An 18,707-nucleotide genomic window follows, 5' to 3' on the forward strand; every position below is an offset into this window, starting at 1 on the left:
TATTTATGACTGTTGGTCGACGTAGGCTTGGGCTGCCGCCAGATCAATTGTACCCTCGTAAATCGAGCGTCCCAGAATTGCACCCATGATACCCTGATCTTCTACGGCACACAGTGCTGTGATGTCATCCATATTGGTAACACCACCCGAAGCGACCACCGGAATTTTGATACTGGCGGCGAGCTTGGCGGTTTCTTCCACATTCACTCCTTTCATCATGCCATCGCGGGCAATGTCGGTGTAAACGATCGCGCTTACGCCTGCTTGCTCGAATTGCTTGGCCAGTTCTATGGCTGACACGGCTGATACTTCTGCCCAGCCATCGGTGGCTACCATGCCGTTTTTCGCGTCAATACCGACGATAATGTGGCCGGGGAATTGCTTGCACAGGTCAATGACGAATTGTGGCTCTTGCACCGCTTTCGTGCCGATAATGCAATATTGTACGCCCGCATCCAGATACGCCGCGACAGTTGCTGCATCGCGAATGCCGCCACCAATTTGTACCGGGACATTCGGGAAACGTGCCGCGACAGCGCGAACCACGTCGCCATTTACAGGTTTGCCTTCAAACGCACCGTTCAAATCGACCAGATGCAGGCGGCGTGCGCCCGCGTCTACCCAGCGTTGCGCCACCTCGACGGGGTTGCTGGCGAATACCGTGGTGTCTTCCATGCGGCCTTGGCGCAGGCGCACACATTGGCCGTCTTTCAAATCAATGGCGGGGATCAGTAGCATAGTCACATCCTTGGTTGAGTTGCGGTATGCTACCGCAAAACAGGAGGTTCTGGGGAGTATGATCGTTGACAAACTTCAGGCGCTAGGCAAGGCGTTGGGATTTAACGCTGTCGGTATCAGTAATATCAACCTGTCGGTTGCCGAGCAGCGTTTGCTGGATTGGTTGGCGCAAGGCTACCACGGCGATATGGCGTGGATGGCGCATCACGGCAGCAAACGCAGCCGCCCCGCCGAGTTGGTTCCCGGTACGTTGAGCGTTATCAGTGTGCGCATGGATTATTTCCCGCCCGATAGTGTGGATGCTGAAATGCTGCTGAATCACCCCGAACGTGCTTACATCTCCCGTTATGCGCTGGGGCGTGATTACCATAAGGTGCTACGCCAGCGCTTGGAAAAATTTGCCCAGCAATTGCAGGCCGAGATCGGTAGTTTCGGTTATCGGGTCTTCACCGACAGTGCGCCAGTGCTGGAAAAGCCACTGGCAGTCAAAGCCGGGCTGGGCTGGATGGGTAAACACACCAATATTCTCAGCCGTGAAGCGGGTTCGTGGTTTTTCCTGGGTGAGATTTATACGGATTTGCCGTTAGAAGAAACCGGCAGTGTTTCCGATCACTGTGGGCAATGCCGTGCCTGCATCGACGTATGCCCTACGCAAGCGATTCTTGCCCCTTACACGCTGGATGCGCGGCGCTGCATTTCTTACCTTACTATTGAGCATCAGGGCAGTATTCCGCTGGAATTGCGCCCGCTGTTGGGCAATCGCATCTATGGCTGTGACGATTGTCAGCTTATTTGCCCGTGGAATCGTTTCGCGCAAACGTCGCCGGAGGCTGATTTTGCGGTGCGTAACGGTCTGGATAGCGCCCGTCTGAGTGAGTTGTTCCAATGGCGTGAAAGTGATTTTATGCGCAAACTGGAAGGCTCGCCGATCCGCCGTATTGGTTATGAACGCTGGTTGCGCAATATCGCGGTAGCGCTGGGGAATGCGCCTGCTAGTGCGGCCACTTTAGCCGTGTTACAAAATAGGCTGCTAGAGATCGAGAGTGTGTTGGTGCAAGAGCATATTGAATGGGCTGTTGATCAGCAAAAACAAGGTATTAGCAGTTAGTCTTCACGCTTTATCCTAGTTTTGCATCCGTGCATCAGTATAATCTATGAATGCGCATTTGTTTTGGGCATGATGAGCACATCACAAACCCAAACCCTGAATAACACAATGAAAATAAAAAGAGTGAGTGTGGTGTGGGCGCTACTAGTGGTAGCAATATTGCCCGGTTGCGTAACCGTACAGGACGACCCATTATACAGTATGTGGCAAGAACGCGCCTATAGTGCCTACGGTATGTCAGCTCCGCCTGCTACCAGTAGCCCCTTTATGAGTGCTGTCATGCCTTACCGACCTGCACAAAGTGAATCATCCAATATGGTGTCAGCTTCGTTGCTTAATGTGTCACATGCGCTTTCAGCGCAAGAAGAAATGTTTATCTCTCAATATTACTCATTGCGATAGTATGGTATAAAGCCTATTTGTTAGCCCCTGGAGTCCAACGCGGACTCCACTTTGACGCAAAGGTCTTAGCCCTTCCTTTGTGTCTTTTTAGCCAGACCCGCTATTTTGGGTCTGGCTTTTTTATTTTCAGGTAAAATCCACTCAAACCACTGGAAATCATTGGAAGTTAGAGAATGGATATTGCATCACTACGTAACGATTACACTCAAGCTGGTCTGAGTCGTCATACACTAGACCCTGATCCTTACCAACAGTTCAGTCTATGGCTGAAGCAGGCGATAGACGGCCAAGTGCTGGAACCAACCGCCATGCAAATTGCTACTGTATCAGCAGCAGGCAAACCCACTTTACGCACGGTATTGCTGAAATCATTTGATGCCAATGGCTTTGTGTTTTTTACCAATTACCACAGCCAGAAAGCGCAGCAAATGGCGGAGAATCCGCAAGTGGCACTCCTGTTTTTCTGGAAGGAACTGGAGCGTCAGGTGGAAATCACTGGGCGAGTTGAAAAGGTTTCAACACTGGAATCCTTGCGTTACTTCACTAGTCGTCCGCGTGGTAGCCAGTTAGGTGCGTGGGTTTCCGCGCAGAGCTCCATTATCACCTCGCGCAAGTTGCTGGAAATCAAGCTGGATGAAATGAAACGTAAGTTCAGTGCGGGAGAAATTCCCTTACCCGATTTTTGGGGGGGCTACCGCATCGTGCCAGATACTATCGAATTTTGGCAAGGCCGCCCCAGCCGTCTGCATGACCGTTTTGAATACCGCCGCAATGGGGAAGGGTGGGATATTGAGAGGTTAGCACCATGAATGCGTTGCAATTGAAGATTCCACCACCGGTTTACCTGCTGGCCTTTGCGGGCATGATGTGGGCAGCAGATCAGTGGTTGCCGCTGCTTGAGCTGATTGCTTCGCCGTGGAACCGGCTGGGCTTGGTGCTGATCGCTGCTGCGGTGCTGATGGACTTCTGGTCATTGGGTTTGTTTTTTCGTGCACATACCACCTTTAACCCGATCCACCCCGAACGTACTCAGGCTTTGGTGACACAAGGTCCGTACCGTTATACCCGTAATCCGATGTACGTGGGTATGTTGATTATCCTGCTTGGTTGGAGTATCTGGCTGGGTAGTATTAGCCCTTTTCTGCTATTGCCGCTATTTGTGTGGGTGCTGACTAAGCAGCAAATCATTCCCGAGGAAAAAATTCTGGAACAAACCTTTGGTGACGCGTATCTTGCTTACAAAAGGCGGGTTTCCCGCTGGTTGTGGTGAGGAATGTTCATGTTAGCAAGAGTGACGCTGTTGGCAGTGAGTGTACTGCTAGTATCAGGCTGTAAGCTGGAACTCCCTATCTTAGGGGGGAGTAATATCAGTGGGCCTTTACAAGTAGAAAACGTGGTGTTTGAGCGAGCAGGTGGGCCACAATGCCCCGGTGCAACGGAGACAACCCCGGAAAATGTCCGTTGCGCGAATTTACGGCTGACTTATCCCAAGGTTTTAACGGCAGGAAGCCCACAAGCGGCAGCAGCGATTAACCAGTTTATTCAGGAACAGGTGCTGGAGTACAGCGATCCACAAGGTAAGGCTCCTACGACTCCCGATGAATTTTCCAGTATGTTCGTTAATGATTACAACGAAGTGCCAGATGCCATGGGCGTATGGGAAATGGAGCGTAAAGTTGAGGTCAGTTTTGCATCGGATCATTTGCTTACTCTGAATTTTAGCGAATCGGGTTATACAGGTGGTGCGCACCCTTTTAGCGGGCAACGCTACTTTGTATTGGATCTGGATAGCGGCAAGCATTTGGCACTGAATGCGTTATTGGCACCGAATTATGAAGCCGAGTTAAACAAAGTCGGTGAACGTGCTTTTCGTAAGGAACGCAATCTGCCTGAGGCGGCAAGTCTTGAGGAAGCAGGTTTCTGGTTTGCCAATAATAGCTTTAAGGTCAATACTAATTTTGGCGTGTTGAAAGATAGCCTAGTGTTTAACTTCAATGCTTATGAAGTAGCGCCCTACGCGATGGGACCGACTGAATTCACCGTGTCTTATGATGACATTAAGGCATTCATTCCTGAGGCTGGTTTATTGGCAGCCGTTGCACGGTGAGAAATGTGAATGATTGAGTATTTACGGGATCCAGAACGTATCCACCAGCAGAATGAGCTGCTGCTCCGTGAGCAGTTAGTGCTGGATGCCTTTACCGATGAACAACAGCAAGTTGTGATCCAAATGGTGATGGCTTATGGCGATCCGTCGTTAGTGGAATCTATCCGTTTTAGTGAACGGGCGTTGCCCGTTGCTCGTAAGGCGATTAAACAGCGCAATAACCTGCTGTATGACGTGGAACTCGTGAATCATGCGTTGAGTAAAAGGTTGCTGTATCAAGAGCCGTTCGGCTTTCTGGGCAAGGCATCGGTTATCTCCCAAGCGAAAAGTACTAAGCAGACCCGCGCGATGACGGGGGTCGACTGCTGGAAACGTTACATGGCGGATAGCATCGTGCTGATTGGGCAATCGGGCACGGCTTTATTTCGCTTGCTGGAAATTCTTAAGGAAGGCGCACCGCCGCCCGCCTTGGTCATTGCCTCGGCGCGTGGCTTTGTGAATGCTGAAGCCGCCAAACAACTGCTCTGGAAACAGCACAAAGATTTAGGGGTAGAATGCATCGTGGTTGAGGGCACGCGTGGCGGTGGCGTCTTGGCCGCCGCAGCACTGAACAGCCTGCTGGCCATGCAGCAGAATAAACTCAGCCCGATGATAGATCCTCTTTAAGTGCTACAGCTTTTCCAGATTGGCATACCCTAATACTAGCCACTTAATCCCGGCGCTTTTGAAATTGACCTGCACCCGAGAATGAGCGCCTGCCCCTTCTGAATCCGTGATAACGCCATCGCCAAATTTCGCATGACGTACACGTTGCCCGACACGATAACCTGTTTCATTGAAATTGGTGGTACGGGTAGCGGGTTTTGGTGCAGGCGTGACAGAGCGGTAAGGGTTGTTGCCACCAAAACCTGTTGTATAGGTTTTTACCTTGGGACGCACTTCTTCTACCAGTTCCTCCGGCAGTTCGCGCAAGAAGCGGGATGGCGGGTTGAATTGCGTGCGCCCGTGCAACTGGCGCTGCTCGGCGTAAGTCATCACCAGTTCTTTTTCGGCGCGGGTAATACCGACGTAGCAGAGGCGGCGCTCTTCTTCCAGCCGTGCCGGGTCATCGGCGGACATCTGGTGCGGGAACAAGCCTTCTTCCAGCCCGGTCAGGAAAACCAGCGGGAATTCCAAGCCTTTGGCGGAATGCAGGGTCATCATTTGCACGCAATCTTCGCCCGCTTCGCCTTGGCCTTCACCGGCTTCTAATGCTGCGTGTGACAGGAAGGCGGAAAGCTCGTCCATTTCTGGTGGGTCTTCTGCACCTTCGCTCAGGGGGCGGTTGAGTGTGTTCAGGTCGAAGCCTTGCGCGGCGGTGATCAGTTCGCTGAGGTTGTCGACCCGTGTCTGGCCTGCTTCGCCTTTTTCCTTGGCGAGGAAGTGCGGTTTTAGCGCGGCAAGCTCGATGACGATTTCAACTTGTTCCCTGAGGGGCAGGCTGTTGATGTCGCTTGCCATGCGCTGGATGAGTTGGACGAAACCTGACACGCTATTGGCGGCACGCGGGGTAAATTCACCAATATCAGCGACTTGCTGGGCGGCTTCCCACAGGGAAACATTCATGGCGCGGGCGTGGCTGCGCAGGATGTCGATGGTGCGTTCGCCGATGCCGCGTGGCGGGTGGTTGACGATGCGTTCAAACGACGCGTCATCCTGATGGTTGGCGGTGAGGCGTAAATAGGCCAGTGCATCCTTGATTTCAGCCCGCTCGAAGAAGCGTAAGCCGCCGTACACCCGGTAGGGAATGCGGTTTTCGTTGAAGGTGCTTTCAAATACGCGCGACTGGGCATTGGAGCGGTACAGAATGGCAATATCGCGACGCATTCCACCCTGTTCCTGCCATTTCTGGATGCGCCCGGCGATGAAACGTGCTTCGTCGATTTCGTTGAAGGCGGCGTACAGGTGCAGGCGTTCGCCATCCTTGCCGTCCGTCCAGAGTTTTTTGCCCAAGCGCCCACGGTTATTGTCGATCAGGGCGTTGGCGGCTTTGAGGATATTGGCGGTGGAACGGTAATTCTGTTCGAGGCGGATGGTTTCGCAGCGTGGGAAATGTTTGGTGAAATTGCGGATATTTTCGATCTTCGCGCCGCGCCAGCCGTAAATCGACTGGTCGTCATCGCCGACGGCGAATACCGGATTTTCATCGCCTGCCAACAGGCGCAGCCAAGCGTATTGCAGAGCATTGGTATCCTGAAATTCGTCGACCAGAATGTGGCGGAAACGCTTGCGGTAATGCAGTTGCAATTCCGGGTTGTCACGCAGCAGTTCCAGCGAGCGTAGCAGCAGTTCGGCGAAATCGACCACGCCATTGCGCTGACAGTTTTCTTCGTAGACTGTGTAAATGCGTACCAGTTGGCGCTGATTGAAATCGCCTTTGTCTTCAATGTGGTGCGGGCGTGAACCTTCATCCTTGCGAGCATTGATGAAGCTGGCAACCTGACGCGGCGGGAAGCGGGTTTCATCCAGTTCCAGCGCTTTGAGGATGCGTTTGACCATGCGCAACTGGTCTTCGGAATCGAGAATTTGGAAGGTTTGGGGCAGTTTCGCTTGCTGCCAGTGCAGGCGTAGCAGACGGTGCGACAGACCGTGGAACGTGCCGACCCACATGCCGCCGCTGGGGACTTGCAGCAAATCCTGGATGCGCCCGCGCATTTCGTTGGCGGCTTTATTGGTGAAGGTCACGGCGAGGATGCTGAGCGGTGAAACATTTTCGACTTCAATCAGCCAAGCGATGCGGTGTACCAGCACGCGGGTTTTGCCGCTGCCCGCACCCGCCAGTACCAGAATGGGGACGGGGGGCGCAGAAACGGCTTCGCGTTGCTGGGTGTTCAGGGGGTTGAGCAGCGGTGATATATCCATTTGGGTGATTGTAGCGGAAAAGCAGGTGACAGGTGGAGACAGTTATCAGGTGATGTATCGCTTCAATTGACCTTGGTTTGAGTAGCGCCAATACTATGTGGATGAATTTATGTCCGAAGGAACCACTATGCAAATCTGGGTTGATGCTGATGCTTGTCCGAATGTGATCAAAGAAATCCTGTTCCGTGCTGCCGAACGCTTGCAAATTCGTACCACTTTGGTGGCAAACCAGCCGTTGCGTATTCCACCGTCGTTATATATCAAAACGATTCAGGTACCTGCTGGGTTCGATGTGGCGGATAACCGCATCGTGCAGGATCTGGAGGCAGGCGATTTGGTGATCACTGCGGATATTCCGCTGGCGGCGGAGGTGATTGAAAAGCAAGGCCATGCGCTGAATCCGCGTGGGCAGTTTTATACCCCGGAAAATATCCGTGAACGCTTGCGTATCCGCAATGCGATGGAAGAAATGCGTAACAGCGGCATGGTGACGGGGGGGGCTCCGGCACTGAATCAGAGTGATCGGCAGGCGTTTGCTAACCAGCTGGATCGTTTCCTTACCCGTTATGCGCCCAAGCAGGTGTAGTGTTAATCCTGGGTTTGGGGTGTGAAAATAGTGCGGGCGCATGACCAGATTTCGACATGTTCGACACCGTTAGCCAGCAATAAGGCTGCTAGTTCGCGGGCAGTTGCGCCAGTGGTGATGACATCATCGAAAATGGCAATGTGTCGGTAGGGTGTGGGGATGTTTAGTTGAAATGCTTGCTGCAAATTGTGTTGCCGTTGCTTGGCGTTGAGCTCGGTTTGCGGCAAAGTGGCTTTGTTGCGGGTAATGGTGCGGGTTAATAGGGGGATGTCGAGCTGTTTTGCTAACGGGCGAGCCAGTTCCAGCGCTTGATTGAAGCCGCGTTTGTGTAGGCGGGCATTGTGCAACGGCACGGGTAGAATCGCGTCGGGTACTTTCTCTAGTTGTGGCAAAATGCCTGTCGCGGTCAGCTCGCCCAAGGTCGCTAGTTCACGCAGATTTTTACCAAATTTGATGCCAAGTAACAGGTTGCTGATGGGGGCTTGGTAAACAAAAGCGCTTAAACTGGCGGGGCAACCGCTTAGGGGGAGATTTTGTTCTGGCTGTAACCACGGTAATGCTTCGTGGCACTGGGTGCACAGTGGGTAGCCTGCTATACGTGATAAGCCGCAAAAAGCACAGTGAGGCATAATGGTTTGCTGAAAAGCTTGCCAAAGTGCGCTGGTATTCATGGTTTACGGTGCTGCTGGAATAGGTTGAGTATTCCCAATAAGAGGCTGCCACTCATGCCGTACAGGTGGGCTGCATAGAGAACTGGCGCTTCGATCAGTGCAGAGGTAGGAGATAAACCGCCTTGTTGCCAATCCCATAGGGTTTTGCCACAAATGCCCAGTAAGATGAAGCCTGCCATTAGCCAGTCTCGCTGAAATAAGAGTCGGATGCCACCCAGCATAAATAGGCCGTAGAGAATGCCAGAAAAGCCTACATACCAAATCACACCGGGGCTCATGAACCATATGCCTAAGCCAACGCAAGTAGCCAGCCAGGCGATTTGTAACAATTGCACGAGCTTGCTGTCGTTTGAGGGGGTGATGAATACTAGCAGCCAGATACCCGCAAGATTGAGGGTTAGGTGCCAAAAATTGGTGTGTACGAAATTACCTGTCCATAGACGCCAGATATCGCCTGCTTCGATCAAATAACGCTGATAAAAAAATTGATCATGAAAAAACTGTAATAATGGCAGTAATACCGTGAAAACAATGGCGATGAAACAAGTGTTAACGCATTTGCCGGGCAAAGTAGTAGATTCTCTGGTGTGCAACATGGCTGTCAGTATGCCAGAATCGTTGTGATGAAATCTTGTTTAGAGGATAAAATGCATGAGAAGAAGTAAATCGGCACGACATCAATCGGGGCAGGCGGGTTTTTCCCTAACTGAGTTGATGATTGTTATCGTCATTATCGGCATCCTGTTGGGGCTGGTATTCAGTAACTTGAACGTGATGGGGGATGCTCAAAACCTTAAGGCTAAGAAGGAAGTGGGCGATCTGAAAATCAAGCTGGAAATGTATCGGGCTGATAATGGTACCTTCCCAGCTTCTGGGGCGATGACTGCGTTGATCACGAATCCTGGTAATGCGCCGCGCTGGCGTCAATACATGAAGGCGCTGCCGAAAGACCCATGGGGCAACGACTATCGTTACTTAAATCCAGGTACGCACGGTGGCGAAATCGACATTTACAGCATTGGGCCGGATAAACGTGAAGGCACAGAAGATGATGTGGGTAGCTGGCAGCTGGCGGAATAGGCAGCGTATGCAGCGAGGGTTTTCCCTGCTGGAAATGATGATCGTGATCATGGTGATTGGGATCTTGTACTCGCTGGCAGGTTCGATGTTGAACCTGTCAGTTTCCGATCCGCTGAATGAGGAGGTGGCGCGTTTGCGTGAGCGCGTGACGATGGCTCAGGATGAAAGTATCGTGCGTTCACAGGCGCTGGCATTGGGGTTTGGGGAATCGGGCTATGCCTTTTTTGCCCAGAATGACCAGCTTCAGTGGGATCCTATCGACAAGGATGGCTTGTTAAAAACGTATGAGTGGGTAGGGCAGTATGAGTCTGTGCTTTACCTGCAAGGGCAGGCGGTGAGCTTGCCCAAAAACAAGGATATTCAACCGCAAGTATTCATTTTGCCTACCGGTGAGATGATGCCCTTTGAGTGGCATTTGCGTAATAAAGATGAGCGTGAAAGTGTGCTTAAGTTCGATAATGTAGGCCGTTTGGTCGATATGGCAGCGGAGTCTGGTTGATATGCGTCAGCAGCAAGGCTTTAATCTGATCGAAATTATGTTTGCCTTGTTGCTATTGGGGTTAGTGATCACGGTGAGCGTGGAAACCAGCAGTGGTGATATTGCCAGCTATAACCGCATGAAAGAGACAACCTTGGCGCGTTGGGTGGCATTTAATCAGCTTGCGGTGGTGCAGACAGGTAAAGGCTTTCCTGCGATCGGTAAGGCGGAGGGTAAGGTGGAGATGGGAGATGTGCCATGGCAATGGCAGCAAGAAATCTCGGCAACCCCTGATGCTGACTTGCGTAAGGTGAAAGTGAGTGTGTTTCGTGAGGGGCAGGCGTCACAAGTTCTGGCGGTTGAATTGGCTTACGTGGCGAATCCGCAACCTAAGCGGAGGCTTGGACAATGAGGAATGTGCTGAGGCGGCATTCACGCGGCTTTACGCTGGTTGAGCTGATGATTTCATTGGCGATTTTTTCCTTGATGATTTCCTTGGCCTATCAGTCGGTGAGTGTGCTGATGGATACAGGGCGGCAAGTGGAACAGCCGCAGGCTGAATTCCAGCAATTACAACGTGCCTTGGTTTTTGTGGAGCGAGATTTGCACCAGCTTACGCTGTTACGCCCGACGAGTACGGTTGTGTATACCACCGATACGGGACAACGTGAGAATAACAGCATTACCCGGCCTGATGAGATGGGTGTCTTGTTGGAGTTTACCCGTGGTGGCAACCCGGATGTGGCGTGGCAATTACGGTCTTCTGGGCTGATGCGTAGTGGTTTGCAACGGGTGCGTTATGTGCTGGATAATGGCAAGTTGTTACGTCAGACATGGAATTTGGTGGATCATGTCGACGATGAGAAGCCCGTTTCGTTAGTGTTGTTGGATGGGGTGGAGGGTGAGCCAAGCTTCCGTTTTCTGACAGCGCGTGGTGGGAGTTTTAAGGATGATTTGCCCAAGGATAAGTCGATGTTGGTAGCGGTGGAGTTTTCCCTGAAACATAAGCGTTTTGGGGATATTCGGCGTGTTTTCACCGTATATTTATAAGGATTTACTAATGCTCTAGAGTGAGCGACTGGAATTTGATGTATTTAAACGATATAGTTCTGCCACGCCTTTCGGCGTCACGCCGCTTCGAGGAAACCGGAACACCGATGAGTATAAGAATAAATACACTGAGGTTGCTGCTAATGCTATGGAGTATTGGTTGGTTGCCTGCTGTGCATTCTGCTGAGATTGTTAGGGTGGAAGCCGTTCCTTCTTTGTCCCGTTCTGTCTTGGGAAGTACTGTTATTCCGTATAAGGAAGTGACCCTTTCTGCTCAGATTTCTGGGGCGGTGAAGTTTGTTGCGGGAGAAGCCGGGTCAAGTTTCCAGCAGGATGATGTGATTATTCAGGTGGATGAGTCGCAATTGATGGCAAAGCGCAATGCTATCTTGGCGCAAATTTCCATTGCGCAGGCGTCTGTGAGAAATTCTCAAGCACAATATACCCGTGAATTAGTGTCTCCCCGTAGTAAAGATATTGGTGGAATGCCTGGATTTGGTTTACCTGCCATGTTTGATATGACGATGGTGCAGCCTTTTGCTAATTCCATGATGGGTAATTACGACTCTGATATGGGGCGTTATAGCGATTTGATGAGTAGCGCGACAGGCGTATCGCAGGCGCAGAGCAATTTGCAGCAGGCGATGTCGCAATTGCAGGAAATTGACGCGGCCTTGCGTGACGCTAAGTCGGTGGCTCCCTTTGAGGGTATCGTGCTGGAAAAAATGGTGGAGGTGGGCGATACTGTCCAGCCTGGTCAGCCTTTGATCAAATACGGTTACGTCAAGTACAAGCGTTTGCAAGCCGATGTGCCATCAGGGTTAGTCAGTAACTTAAGCGTTGGTATGATTGTCCCTGCCAAAATTGACAGTGATGCCACCACAATGGTGAAAATCACCCAGATTTATCCGGTAGCTGATCCTAGCCGCCATACCGTTACGGTGAAATTCGATCTGCCTGTGGATGCTGTGGCTGCTCCGGGAATGTATGCCGAAGTGTATTTGCCAGAATCCAAACAAGGGGATACCAAAGTGGTGGTTATCCCGAAAACAGCATTGCTGAGGGGGCGTAGCCTACCTAGCGTACTGATTATAAATAATGATAATACCTCGGAGTTGCGCTTGGTAAGGCTCGGCGCAGAGCAAGAGGATGGTAAGGTTGAGGTGGTGTCTGGTTTGAGTGATGATGAGCGTATTATTGACGATCCGCCCAGCACTGCTTCTTCCGGTTGGATGCCCGATGCAAAATAAATATGATTTTCCCGCTAGGAATGTAAGTAATTATGACTGATTCACCACATAACACACCCACTCCCCAGCAGCATAATTTGGGTATGGCTGGCTCTATGGCCAAGGCATTCATTACCTCGCCACTTTCCTTGCTGTTGCTCTTGGCATTTTTTGCCGTCGGTGTATTAGGGATGTGGGTAACGCCCCGTCAGGAAGACCCACAGATTTCCGTGCCAATGGTGGATATTTTTGTCCGTTACCCCGGTGCTTCAGCGCAGGAAGTGGAAAACCTCATTTCCCGCCCGCTGGAAAGCATTATGTCGGAAATGACCGGGGTGGATCACGTTTACTCCTATTCTGCTCGTGAACAGTCAATGGTAACGGTACAGTTCATTGTTGGGCAGCAGCTGGAGCAGTCGCTGGTTAAGTTGTATGACAAGCTAGCCTCGAATAAAGACCGTATGCCGATAGGGGTGCAAGAACCTTTAGTCAAGCCGAAAGGGGCTGATGACGTTCCATTGGTGACGCTGACCTTGTGGTCGAATCAGGTCGATGATGCCAACCTGCGCTTGGTTGGGTTAGATGTGTTGCAAAGTCTGCGTGAAGTGGAAAACACCAGCCAAAGCTTCATTGTCGATGGCCGCCATGATCAGTTGAAGGTGGAGATCCTACCAGAGCGTTTGGCAACATTTGGGGTGTCGCTGGAACAGGTGGCGAATGCGATCCGCATGGCCAATTCTGAGCGCAATACCGGTTCCGTGGAGCCGGATGAACGGGTATTCCGAGTTTACAGCGGTGCTTTCCTGAGTTCTGGGGAAGATGTCAAACGCTTGATGGTGGCAGTGATTGACGGGCGTCCGGTTTATGTTCGTGATGTGGCAACTGTGACGGAAGAACCGAGTGATGCGGGTCGTTCAGTTGGGTATTACACAGGTTCTGGTGATGTTGACGGAAAGGAACAAGCCGATAATGCACCGGCTGTCACCTTGGCCATTGCCAAAAAACACGGTACGAATGGGGTGGATGTTGCCAGCGAGGTATTGAAAAAGCTGGAAACCCTCAAGGGTCGAATTATTCCCGATAATGTCCATGTGGCGGTGACCCGTAACTACGGCGAAACGGCTAAGGCTAAGGTTAATGAGCTGATTTTCAAACTGTTCGTAGCAACCGGTATTGTGACGATACTCGTCTGGTTCTTCCTCGGTTTGCGTGCCGCTGGGGTCGTTTTGATTGTTATTCCAGCAGTTATTACCACCACAGTGTTTGCCGCATGGCTGATGGGCATGACGATTGACCGGGTGAGTTTGTTCGCCCTGATCTTCTCCATTGGTATTTTGGTGGATGATGCCATCGTGGTGGTGGAAAACATTTACCGACGCTGGTTGTTGATCGAAGACACTGATGTTGAAACTGCTGTGGATGCGGTGCGTGAAGTCGGCAACCCGACCATTCTAGCAACGGGCACGGTTATCGCAGCCTTGCTGCCAATGGGTTTCGTCAGCGGTATGATGGGGCCTTATATGTTGCCAATCCCTGTGTTGGGTTCGGTGGCGATGGTCATTTCCCTGTTTGCTGCGTTCGCGTTTACGCCGTGGCTAACTAACCGTTTCAAACCTTCCTTGAAAAGCCTGCATGACGCAGCAGAAAAAGAACATAAACAAGCAGCGCGGATGGAAAAACTGTTCCGTGGCCTGATAGTGCCTTTGGTGACCAACAAGAAAAAAGGCTATGCCTTCCTGTTTGGGATTATCATTGTGTTTTTTGCTTTCATGCTGCTGTTCTACCCGCTCAAATCGGTGCGGGTGAAAATGTTGCCGCTGGATAATAAGCCTGAATTTAACGTAGTGCTGAATATGCCGGAAGGTACAGCACTGCCCGTGACAGCCAATATGTTGCACTCGATGGCAGCCAAGCTGAAAGAAATCCCGGAAGTGACGGCGCTGCAAACCTATACAGGTAGTGCATCACCGTTTAACTTTAATGGTTTGGTGCGCCATTACTACCTGCGTCAGGAAGCATGGCAGGCAGACATTCAGGTGCAATTGACCGATAAGCATGACCGTAAACGCACCAGCCACCAGATTGCGGTCGAGGCGCGTGCTTTGTTACAACCCTTGCTGAAAGATTCAGGTGGTAAGCTGCAAGTGGTGGAAATGCCGCCAGGCCCACCGGTATTGCAATCGGTGGTGGCTGAAATTTACGGCCCAGATGCGAATACCCGCCGTCAGGTTGCTGCTGATATGACCAAGTTGTTTGAGCAGGCTGAAAACCTTGATGACGTGGACAACCTGATGGAAGAGGATCATGAAATCCTGCGTTTCATCGTTGACTCCGATAAGGCACAGCGTAACGGCATCACGGCTGAAGATGTCAACCGCACGCTGGAAATGGCAATGGGTGGCTACATTCTGGGCGACATCAAGAAAAATGCCCTGATTGACCCGACGCGTATTGTGATGCAAGTGCCGTTGAGCGCCCGTTCACAGATTTATCGCCTCTCGCAATTGCCAGTGACCAATCACATGGGGCAATTTGTGCCGTTGCATGAACTCGGCACGTTTGTGTTCGACAAACAAGATAAGCCGATTTACCGCAAGGATTTGCGTGCGGTCGAATACGTTACGGCTGAAACGGTTGGGCGTTTGGCAGCACCGGTGTATGGTCAAGGTCAGGTGGAAAAACTGTTGGCCGAGGCCAATAATGGCAAAGGCTATATAACACCTGATGGTACGCGCTTGCTGGATGAAGCCTACTGGCTGAAATCACCGCAAAATGTGGAGAGTAAATCCGCCTTTGAATGGAGCGGTGAATGGACGGTAACGTGGGAAACCTTCCGCGACATGGGGATTGCGTTTGCTGCGGCCTTGGTGTTGATTTACATGCTGATTGTGGCGCAATTTGGTAACTTTACTTTGCCCGCCATCATTATGGCGCCCATCCCATTGACCTTGATCGGTATTGTGCCGGGGCATTGGTTGATGGATGCTGAGTTTACCGCGACGTCGATGATCGGTTTTATTGCGTTAGCGGGGATCATCGTGCGTAATTCCATCCTATTGGTGGATTTTGCTCGTGAAGCGGTGCTCAACGGTGAAACAGTACTTGAAGCAGTTATCCACTCCTGTGAAGCGCGTACTCGCCCAATCATCATTACAGCGCTGGCGCTATTTGGTGGTTCGATGGTGATTCTGTCTGATCCTATTTTTCAGGGAATGGCGGTATCACTCATCTTCGGTGGTGCGGTCGCAACATTGCTGACATTGCTGATTATTCCGTTGGGCTGTATCAGTGCAGGTGACTCATTGGGTGGTACTCCGAAAGGAAATAATGGGGGTTCCTCTGGACAGAAGGGAGGCGCTTCTGGTTCGGCACACACAGCAGGTGTGAAGCCTGATAAGGATGTGGGCACTGTTACAAAGAAGGCAGTAGGTTATACTGGGATGTATATCATCTCCTTATTGACCAGTGTACTGAGTGGCATAATGGGTTTGTTTTCAGCTGTAAATAAACGCATGAAAAAGAATAAGACCCAAGGAGGCAGGCCGCAAGCTAAGGCGGCTCCTGTCACCAAGGTCACTGATACACAGAAGACAGTAACGCAGCCATCTGTGAAAACAGTTGCTGATGAAGTTGATAGCAGTGCACAACAAGAACAATTGAGTGAGGTTGTCGAGGCTGTTAAGGTCGTTGACGATTCTCAGGACAATGCATCACAAAATAATATGCCGCTCGGCTCTGGAGATATCCAAGAACGGAAGAAGTCCTCAGGAAGGCGTGGCATAAAACTTAAGACGGACATTTAATCTGGAAGGAAGACTAGCATGACTATATTTAACAAAAAGCAACTGGCGACAGCGGTTGCCACAGTGGCTACTTCTGCTGCCGTGGTATTGTTGAGCGCTAATGTCTGGGCTGAAGGTGCTGATTTACCACCACCACCACCAGGACCATTTGTTGTTGAAGCAGCAGGCGCATCAGCGACTGCAACGCAAACGGATGTTCCTGCCGCGCCAGTCGCATCAGCTGAAGCCCCAGTGGCTTCTGCGGAGCCAGTAGCTCCTGAAGCGCCGGTAGCACCTGTAGCTGCCGAAGCACCTGTAGCTGCCGAAGCACCTGTAGCTGCTGAAGCACCTGTAGCTGCCGAAGCACCTGTAGCTGCTGAAGCACCTGTAGCTGCTGAAGCACCTGTAGCTGCCGAAGCAAAAGCTGCTGAAGCACCTGTAGCTGCCGAAGCAAAAGCTGCCGAAGCACCTGTAGCTGCCGAAGCACCTGTAGCTGCTGAAGCACCTGTAGCTGCCGAAGCACCTGTAGCTGCTGAAGCACCTGTAGCTGCCGAAGCACCTGTGGCTGCCGAAGCACCTGTGGCGCCAGAAGCGCCAACTGCACCGGCAGGTCTTGAAGCAGCATCGAAAGATCAAGCAGAAGCTCCAGCAGTGCCAGCACAGCCAGAAGTACCGGCACAGCCAGAAGTACCGGCACAGCCAGAAGCACCAGCACAGCCAGAAGCACCAGCACAGCCAGAAGCACCGGCACAGCCAGAAGCACCGGCACAAGCGGTAATGCCTCAGCCTCCTGTTGGCTATTACTACCTGTATGCGATTCCAATGCCTCAAGGTTATAGTGGTGGTGCTGTTACGCCTCCACCACAGAACATGATGCCGCAAATGAAAAGCCAGCCGATGCCACAGCAAATGCAGCAGCAAATTCAGCAGCAGATGCAACAGCATATGCAACAAGCAGCACCACAAGGCCAAGAAGGCACTCAAGCTCCGCAGCAACCACCTGTACAGCAATAAACCTGATACAGCCCACCCGTTAGGGTGGGTTTTTGAATAATTAGATGAAGTGAGTCTTGAATGATTACGCTGATTGGCAACCTCAAAGGGGGAACCGGTAAAAGCACCATAACGTTTAACTTAGCGTTGTGGGTGGCTACCCGTCACAATAAACATGTGATTGTGTACGACCTTGATCCGCAAGCGACTACGGCAGATGCCTTTGAAATTCGTCAAGAAGAAGGTTTCTTGCCCGCTATCGTGCCTCAAACTTCGGTTGTTGATTTGGGTGCTGAAGACAGCAAGTCTGAAATTTTAGTGGATATGGGGTTGGCTGATATGGCGGCTGTGGAAGCGTCTATCAGTAAAGCTGACCGTATCGTGGTACCGGTTGCACCTAGTCAGGCAGATATATGGTCTACTCAACGTTTCCTGAAAATGATTGAGGAGATTCGTGGTGGACGTGCCGTTGAAATCCTAGGGATTATCAATCGTGCGGATACTCACCATGCCGTTAGAGAAACCGGTGAGGCCGCTGAAGCGATGCAGATGTTACCTGGCATAAAATTGCTGGAGCCGCGTCTGTATATGCGTACTACATACCGTCGCTCTTTCAGTGAGGGATTGGCAGTATTTGAAATGGAGCCACGTTCTAAAGCAGCCTTGGAAATGGATGCTTTAGGACGTGTTTTGTATCCAGTCTAAACAGAGTATTTTTAATAAATCTGGGGTTTTAAAGGAGATTCAGATGCATATTTTACGTTGGTTAATGAAACATCCGATTTTGCTGGCATGGTTGCTAGCCGTTGTCGCGATTTTGTTGAATTTTGGTATTGGTAGCAAGCCAAGTGAGGAGGGGGCACATACGGTTGCTAAACATGATGCTCGAGCGCAGCCAGTAGCGCAAGTTGCTGAAGTTCCTGCGCAGCCAGTAGCGCAAGTTGCTGAAGTTCCTGCACAGCCAGTAGCACAAGTTGCTGAAGTTCCTGCACAGCCAGTAGCGCAAGTTGCTGAAGTTCCTGCACAGCCAGTAGCGCAAGTTGCTGAAGTTCCTGCACAGCCAGAAGCACAAGTTGCTGAAGTTCCTGCACAGCCAGAAGCACAAGTTGCTGAAGTTCCTGCACAGCCAGAAGCGCAAGTTGCTGAAGTTCCTGCTCAAACTGATACTGCTGCACCGGCTGATTTGTTACGTTCTGCTCGTGAAGCTTATTGGGCTAACGAACTAGATCGCGCTGTTACGTTGTATAGCGATTTACTGAAGCAATCCCCAGAATCAATTGAGTTCAAAGGGGAGCTAGCCAATGTTTACTGGAAGCAGGGCAATTCACAAGAAGCTGCTAAATTGTTTACAGAGGTTGCTCCGCAGCTTGCTGCTCAAGGCCGTACTACTGAAGCTTTAAATATGAAGTTATATGTGGATATGGTTAGCCCAGAGCTGGCAAAAGAAATTGATGCGGCGTTGGATAAATAAATCTGCCAGTATGTATGGCGTGAGTGGTGTGGCAGGCTCAAGGTATTTGTAAGATCTTGACCTGCCTCATTACGTGAAAAGATTAAAAAGAATAAAATTTAGATACCAAAG

19 protein-coding genes are annotated in these 18,707 nt (G+C 51.1%); 15 read left to right on the forward strand and 4 right to left on the reverse strand.

The genetic code is table 11. The annotated features are described in order from the left end of the window. Positions 1 to 3: 3 nt before the first annotated feature. Positions 4 to 738, reverse strand: a complete 735-nt coding sequence (gene hisA / locus Q394_RS0106800; protein WP_028488619.1) for a 1-(5-phosphoribosyl)-5-[(5-phosphoribosylamino)methylideneamino]imidazole-4-carboxamide isomerase — start codon at positions 736 to 738, stop codon at positions 4 to 6. A 58-nt stretch (positions 739 to 796) separates the two neighbouring features. Here hisA and queG point away from each other — a divergent pair, with 58 nt between their 5' ends. The 5 genes from queG to Q394_RS0106825 all read left to right on the forward strand — a co-directional run bounded on the left by queG (position 797) and on the right by Q394_RS0106825 (position 5,021). Next, a complete protein-coding gene (queG, locus tag Q394_RS0106805) occupies positions 797 to 1,846 on the forward strand; it encodes a tRNA epoxyqueuosine(34) reductase QueG (RefSeq protein WP_038140784.1) in 1,050 nt (349 codons plus the stop codon). A gap of 575 nt (positions 1,847 to 2,421) precedes the next feature. Beyond that, positions 2,422 to 3,057: a pyridoxamine 5'-phosphate oxidase gene (gene pdxH, locus Q394_RS0106810; RefSeq protein ID WP_028488621.1), complete on the forward strand. Its 636-nt coding sequence runs from the start codon at positions 2,422 to 2,424 to the stop codon at positions 3,055 to 3,057. Further along, the gene (locus Q394_RS0106815; protein WP_051542972.1) at positions 3,054 to 3,518 is read left to right on the forward strand and encodes a methyltransferase family protein; all 465 of its coding nucleotides are present in this window, start codon (positions 3,054 to 3,056) and stop codon (positions 3,516 to 3,518) included. Before pdxH ends, Q394_RS0106815 begins: the two co-directional genes overlap by 4 nt. A 9-nt stretch (positions 3,519 to 3,527) precedes the next feature. Further along, the gene (locus tag Q394_RS21350; protein ID WP_051542975.1) at positions 3,528 to 4,355 is read left to right on the forward strand and encodes a DUF3298 and DUF4163 domain-containing protein; all 828 of its coding nucleotides are present in this window, start codon (positions 3,528 to 3,530) and stop codon (positions 4,353 to 4,355) included. A gap of 9 nt (positions 4,356 to 4,364) precedes the next feature. Continuing rightward, on the forward strand, positions 4,365 to 5,021 hold the full coding sequence (locus tag Q394_RS0106825) for a precorrin-8X methylmutase (protein WP_028488623.1): 657 nt from the start codon (positions 4,365 to 4,367) through the stop codon (positions 5,019 to 5,021). A 3-nt stretch (positions 5,022 to 5,024) separates the two neighbouring features. Here the strand turns inward: Q394_RS0106825 and uvrD are convergent, their stop codons facing one another. Beyond that, positions 5,025 to 7,256, reverse strand: coding sequence for a DNA helicase II (uvrD, locus tag Q394_RS0106830; RefSeq protein WP_028488624.1), 2,232 nt, complete (start codon positions 7,254 to 7,256; stop codon positions 5,025 to 5,027). 127 nt (positions 7,257 to 7,383) lie between these two features. On the opposite strand from uvrD, the gene Q394_RS0106835 reads away from it, so the two are divergent. Further along, positions 7,384 to 7,842 (forward strand): YaiI/YqxD family protein, encoded by a 459-nt coding sequence (locus Q394_RS0106835; protein WP_028488625.1) that lies wholly within the window; start codon positions 7,384 to 7,386, stop codon positions 7,840 to 7,842. Positions 7,843 to 7,844: 2 nt separating this feature from the next. Here Q394_RS0106835 and Q394_RS0106840 read toward each other — a convergent pair whose 3' ends face one another. Beyond that, entirely contained in the window at positions 7,845 to 8,513 is a 669-nt protein-coding gene (locus Q394_RS0106840) for a ComF family protein (protein ID WP_028488626.1), read from the reverse strand. Beyond that, entirely contained in the window at positions 8,510 to 9,109 is a 600-nt protein-coding gene (rrtA, locus tag Q394_RS0106845; RefSeq protein WP_051542977.1) for a rhombosortase, read from the reverse strand. The genes Q394_RS0106840 and rrtA overlap by 4 nt, the downstream gene beginning before the upstream one ends. 55 nt (positions 9,110 to 9,164) lie before the next feature. Between rrtA and gspG the strand changes: the two genes are divergently transcribed. The 9 genes from gspG (at position 9,165) to Q394_RS0106890 (ending at position 18,596) form a co-directional block, all read left to right on the forward strand. Beyond that, the gene (gspG, locus tag Q394_RS0106850) at positions 9,165 to 9,593 is read left to right on the forward strand and encodes a type II secretion system major pseudopilin GspG (RefSeq protein WP_028488628.1); all 429 of its coding nucleotides are present in this window, start codon (positions 9,165 to 9,167) and stop codon (positions 9,591 to 9,593) included. Between the two features lie 7 nt (positions 9,594 to 9,600). Further along, on the forward strand, positions 9,601 to 10,092 hold the full coding sequence (gene gspH, locus Q394_RS19390; protein ID WP_038140786.1) for a type II secretion system minor pseudopilin GspH: 492 nt from the start codon (positions 9,601 to 9,603) through the stop codon (positions 10,090 to 10,092). A 1-nt stretch (position 10,093) separates the two neighbouring features. Then, positions 10,094 to 10,483: a type II secretion system minor pseudopilin GspI gene (gspI, locus tag Q394_RS0106860; protein ID WP_028488629.1), complete on the forward strand. Its 390-nt coding sequence runs from the start codon at positions 10,094 to 10,096 to the stop codon at positions 10,481 to 10,483. Beyond that, positions 10,480 to 11,121: a type II secretion system minor pseudopilin GspJ gene (gene gspJ / locus Q394_RS0106865; RefSeq protein ID WP_028488630.1), complete on the forward strand. Its 642-nt coding sequence runs from the start codon at positions 10,480 to 10,482 to the stop codon at positions 11,119 to 11,121. The genes gspI and gspJ overlap by 4 nt, the downstream gene beginning before the upstream one ends. Positions 11,122 to 11,264: 143 nt before the next feature. After that, the gene (locus Q394_RS19395; RefSeq protein ID WP_051542982.1) at positions 11,265 to 12,371 is read left to right on the forward strand and encodes an efflux RND transporter periplasmic adaptor subunit; all 1,107 of its coding nucleotides are present in this window, start codon (positions 11,265 to 11,267) and stop codon (positions 12,369 to 12,371) included. Positions 12,372 to 12,403: 32 nt separating this feature from the next. Further along, positions 12,404 to 16,153: an efflux RND transporter permease subunit gene (locus Q394_RS0106875; RefSeq protein ID WP_028488631.1), complete on the forward strand. Its 3,750-nt coding sequence runs from the start codon at positions 12,404 to 12,406 to the stop codon at positions 16,151 to 16,153. Positions 16,154 to 16,171: 18 nt separating this feature from the next. Then, the gene (locus Q394_RS22845) at positions 16,172 to 17,146 is read left to right on the forward strand and encodes a hypothetical protein (protein WP_051542985.1); all 975 of its coding nucleotides are present in this window, start codon (positions 16,172 to 16,174) and stop codon (positions 17,144 to 17,146) included. Between the two features lie 60 nt (positions 17,147 to 17,206). Next, positions 17,207 to 17,830 (forward strand): nucleotide-binding protein, encoded by a 624-nt coding sequence (locus Q394_RS0106885; protein WP_028488632.1) that lies wholly within the window; start codon positions 17,207 to 17,209, stop codon positions 17,828 to 17,830. Between the two features lie 43 nt (positions 17,831 to 17,873). Continuing rightward, entirely contained in the window at positions 17,874 to 18,596 is a 723-nt protein-coding gene (locus Q394_RS0106890) for a tetratricopeptide repeat protein (RefSeq protein WP_028488633.1), read from the forward strand. Positions 18,597 to 18,707 lie beyond the last annotated feature (111 nt).

The sequence above is a fragment of the Thiothrix lacustris DSM 21227 genome, assembly GCF_000621325.1.
Classification (GTDB): domain Bacteria; phylum Pseudomonadota; class Gammaproteobacteria; order Thiotrichales; family Thiotrichaceae; genus Thiothrix; species Thiothrix lacustris.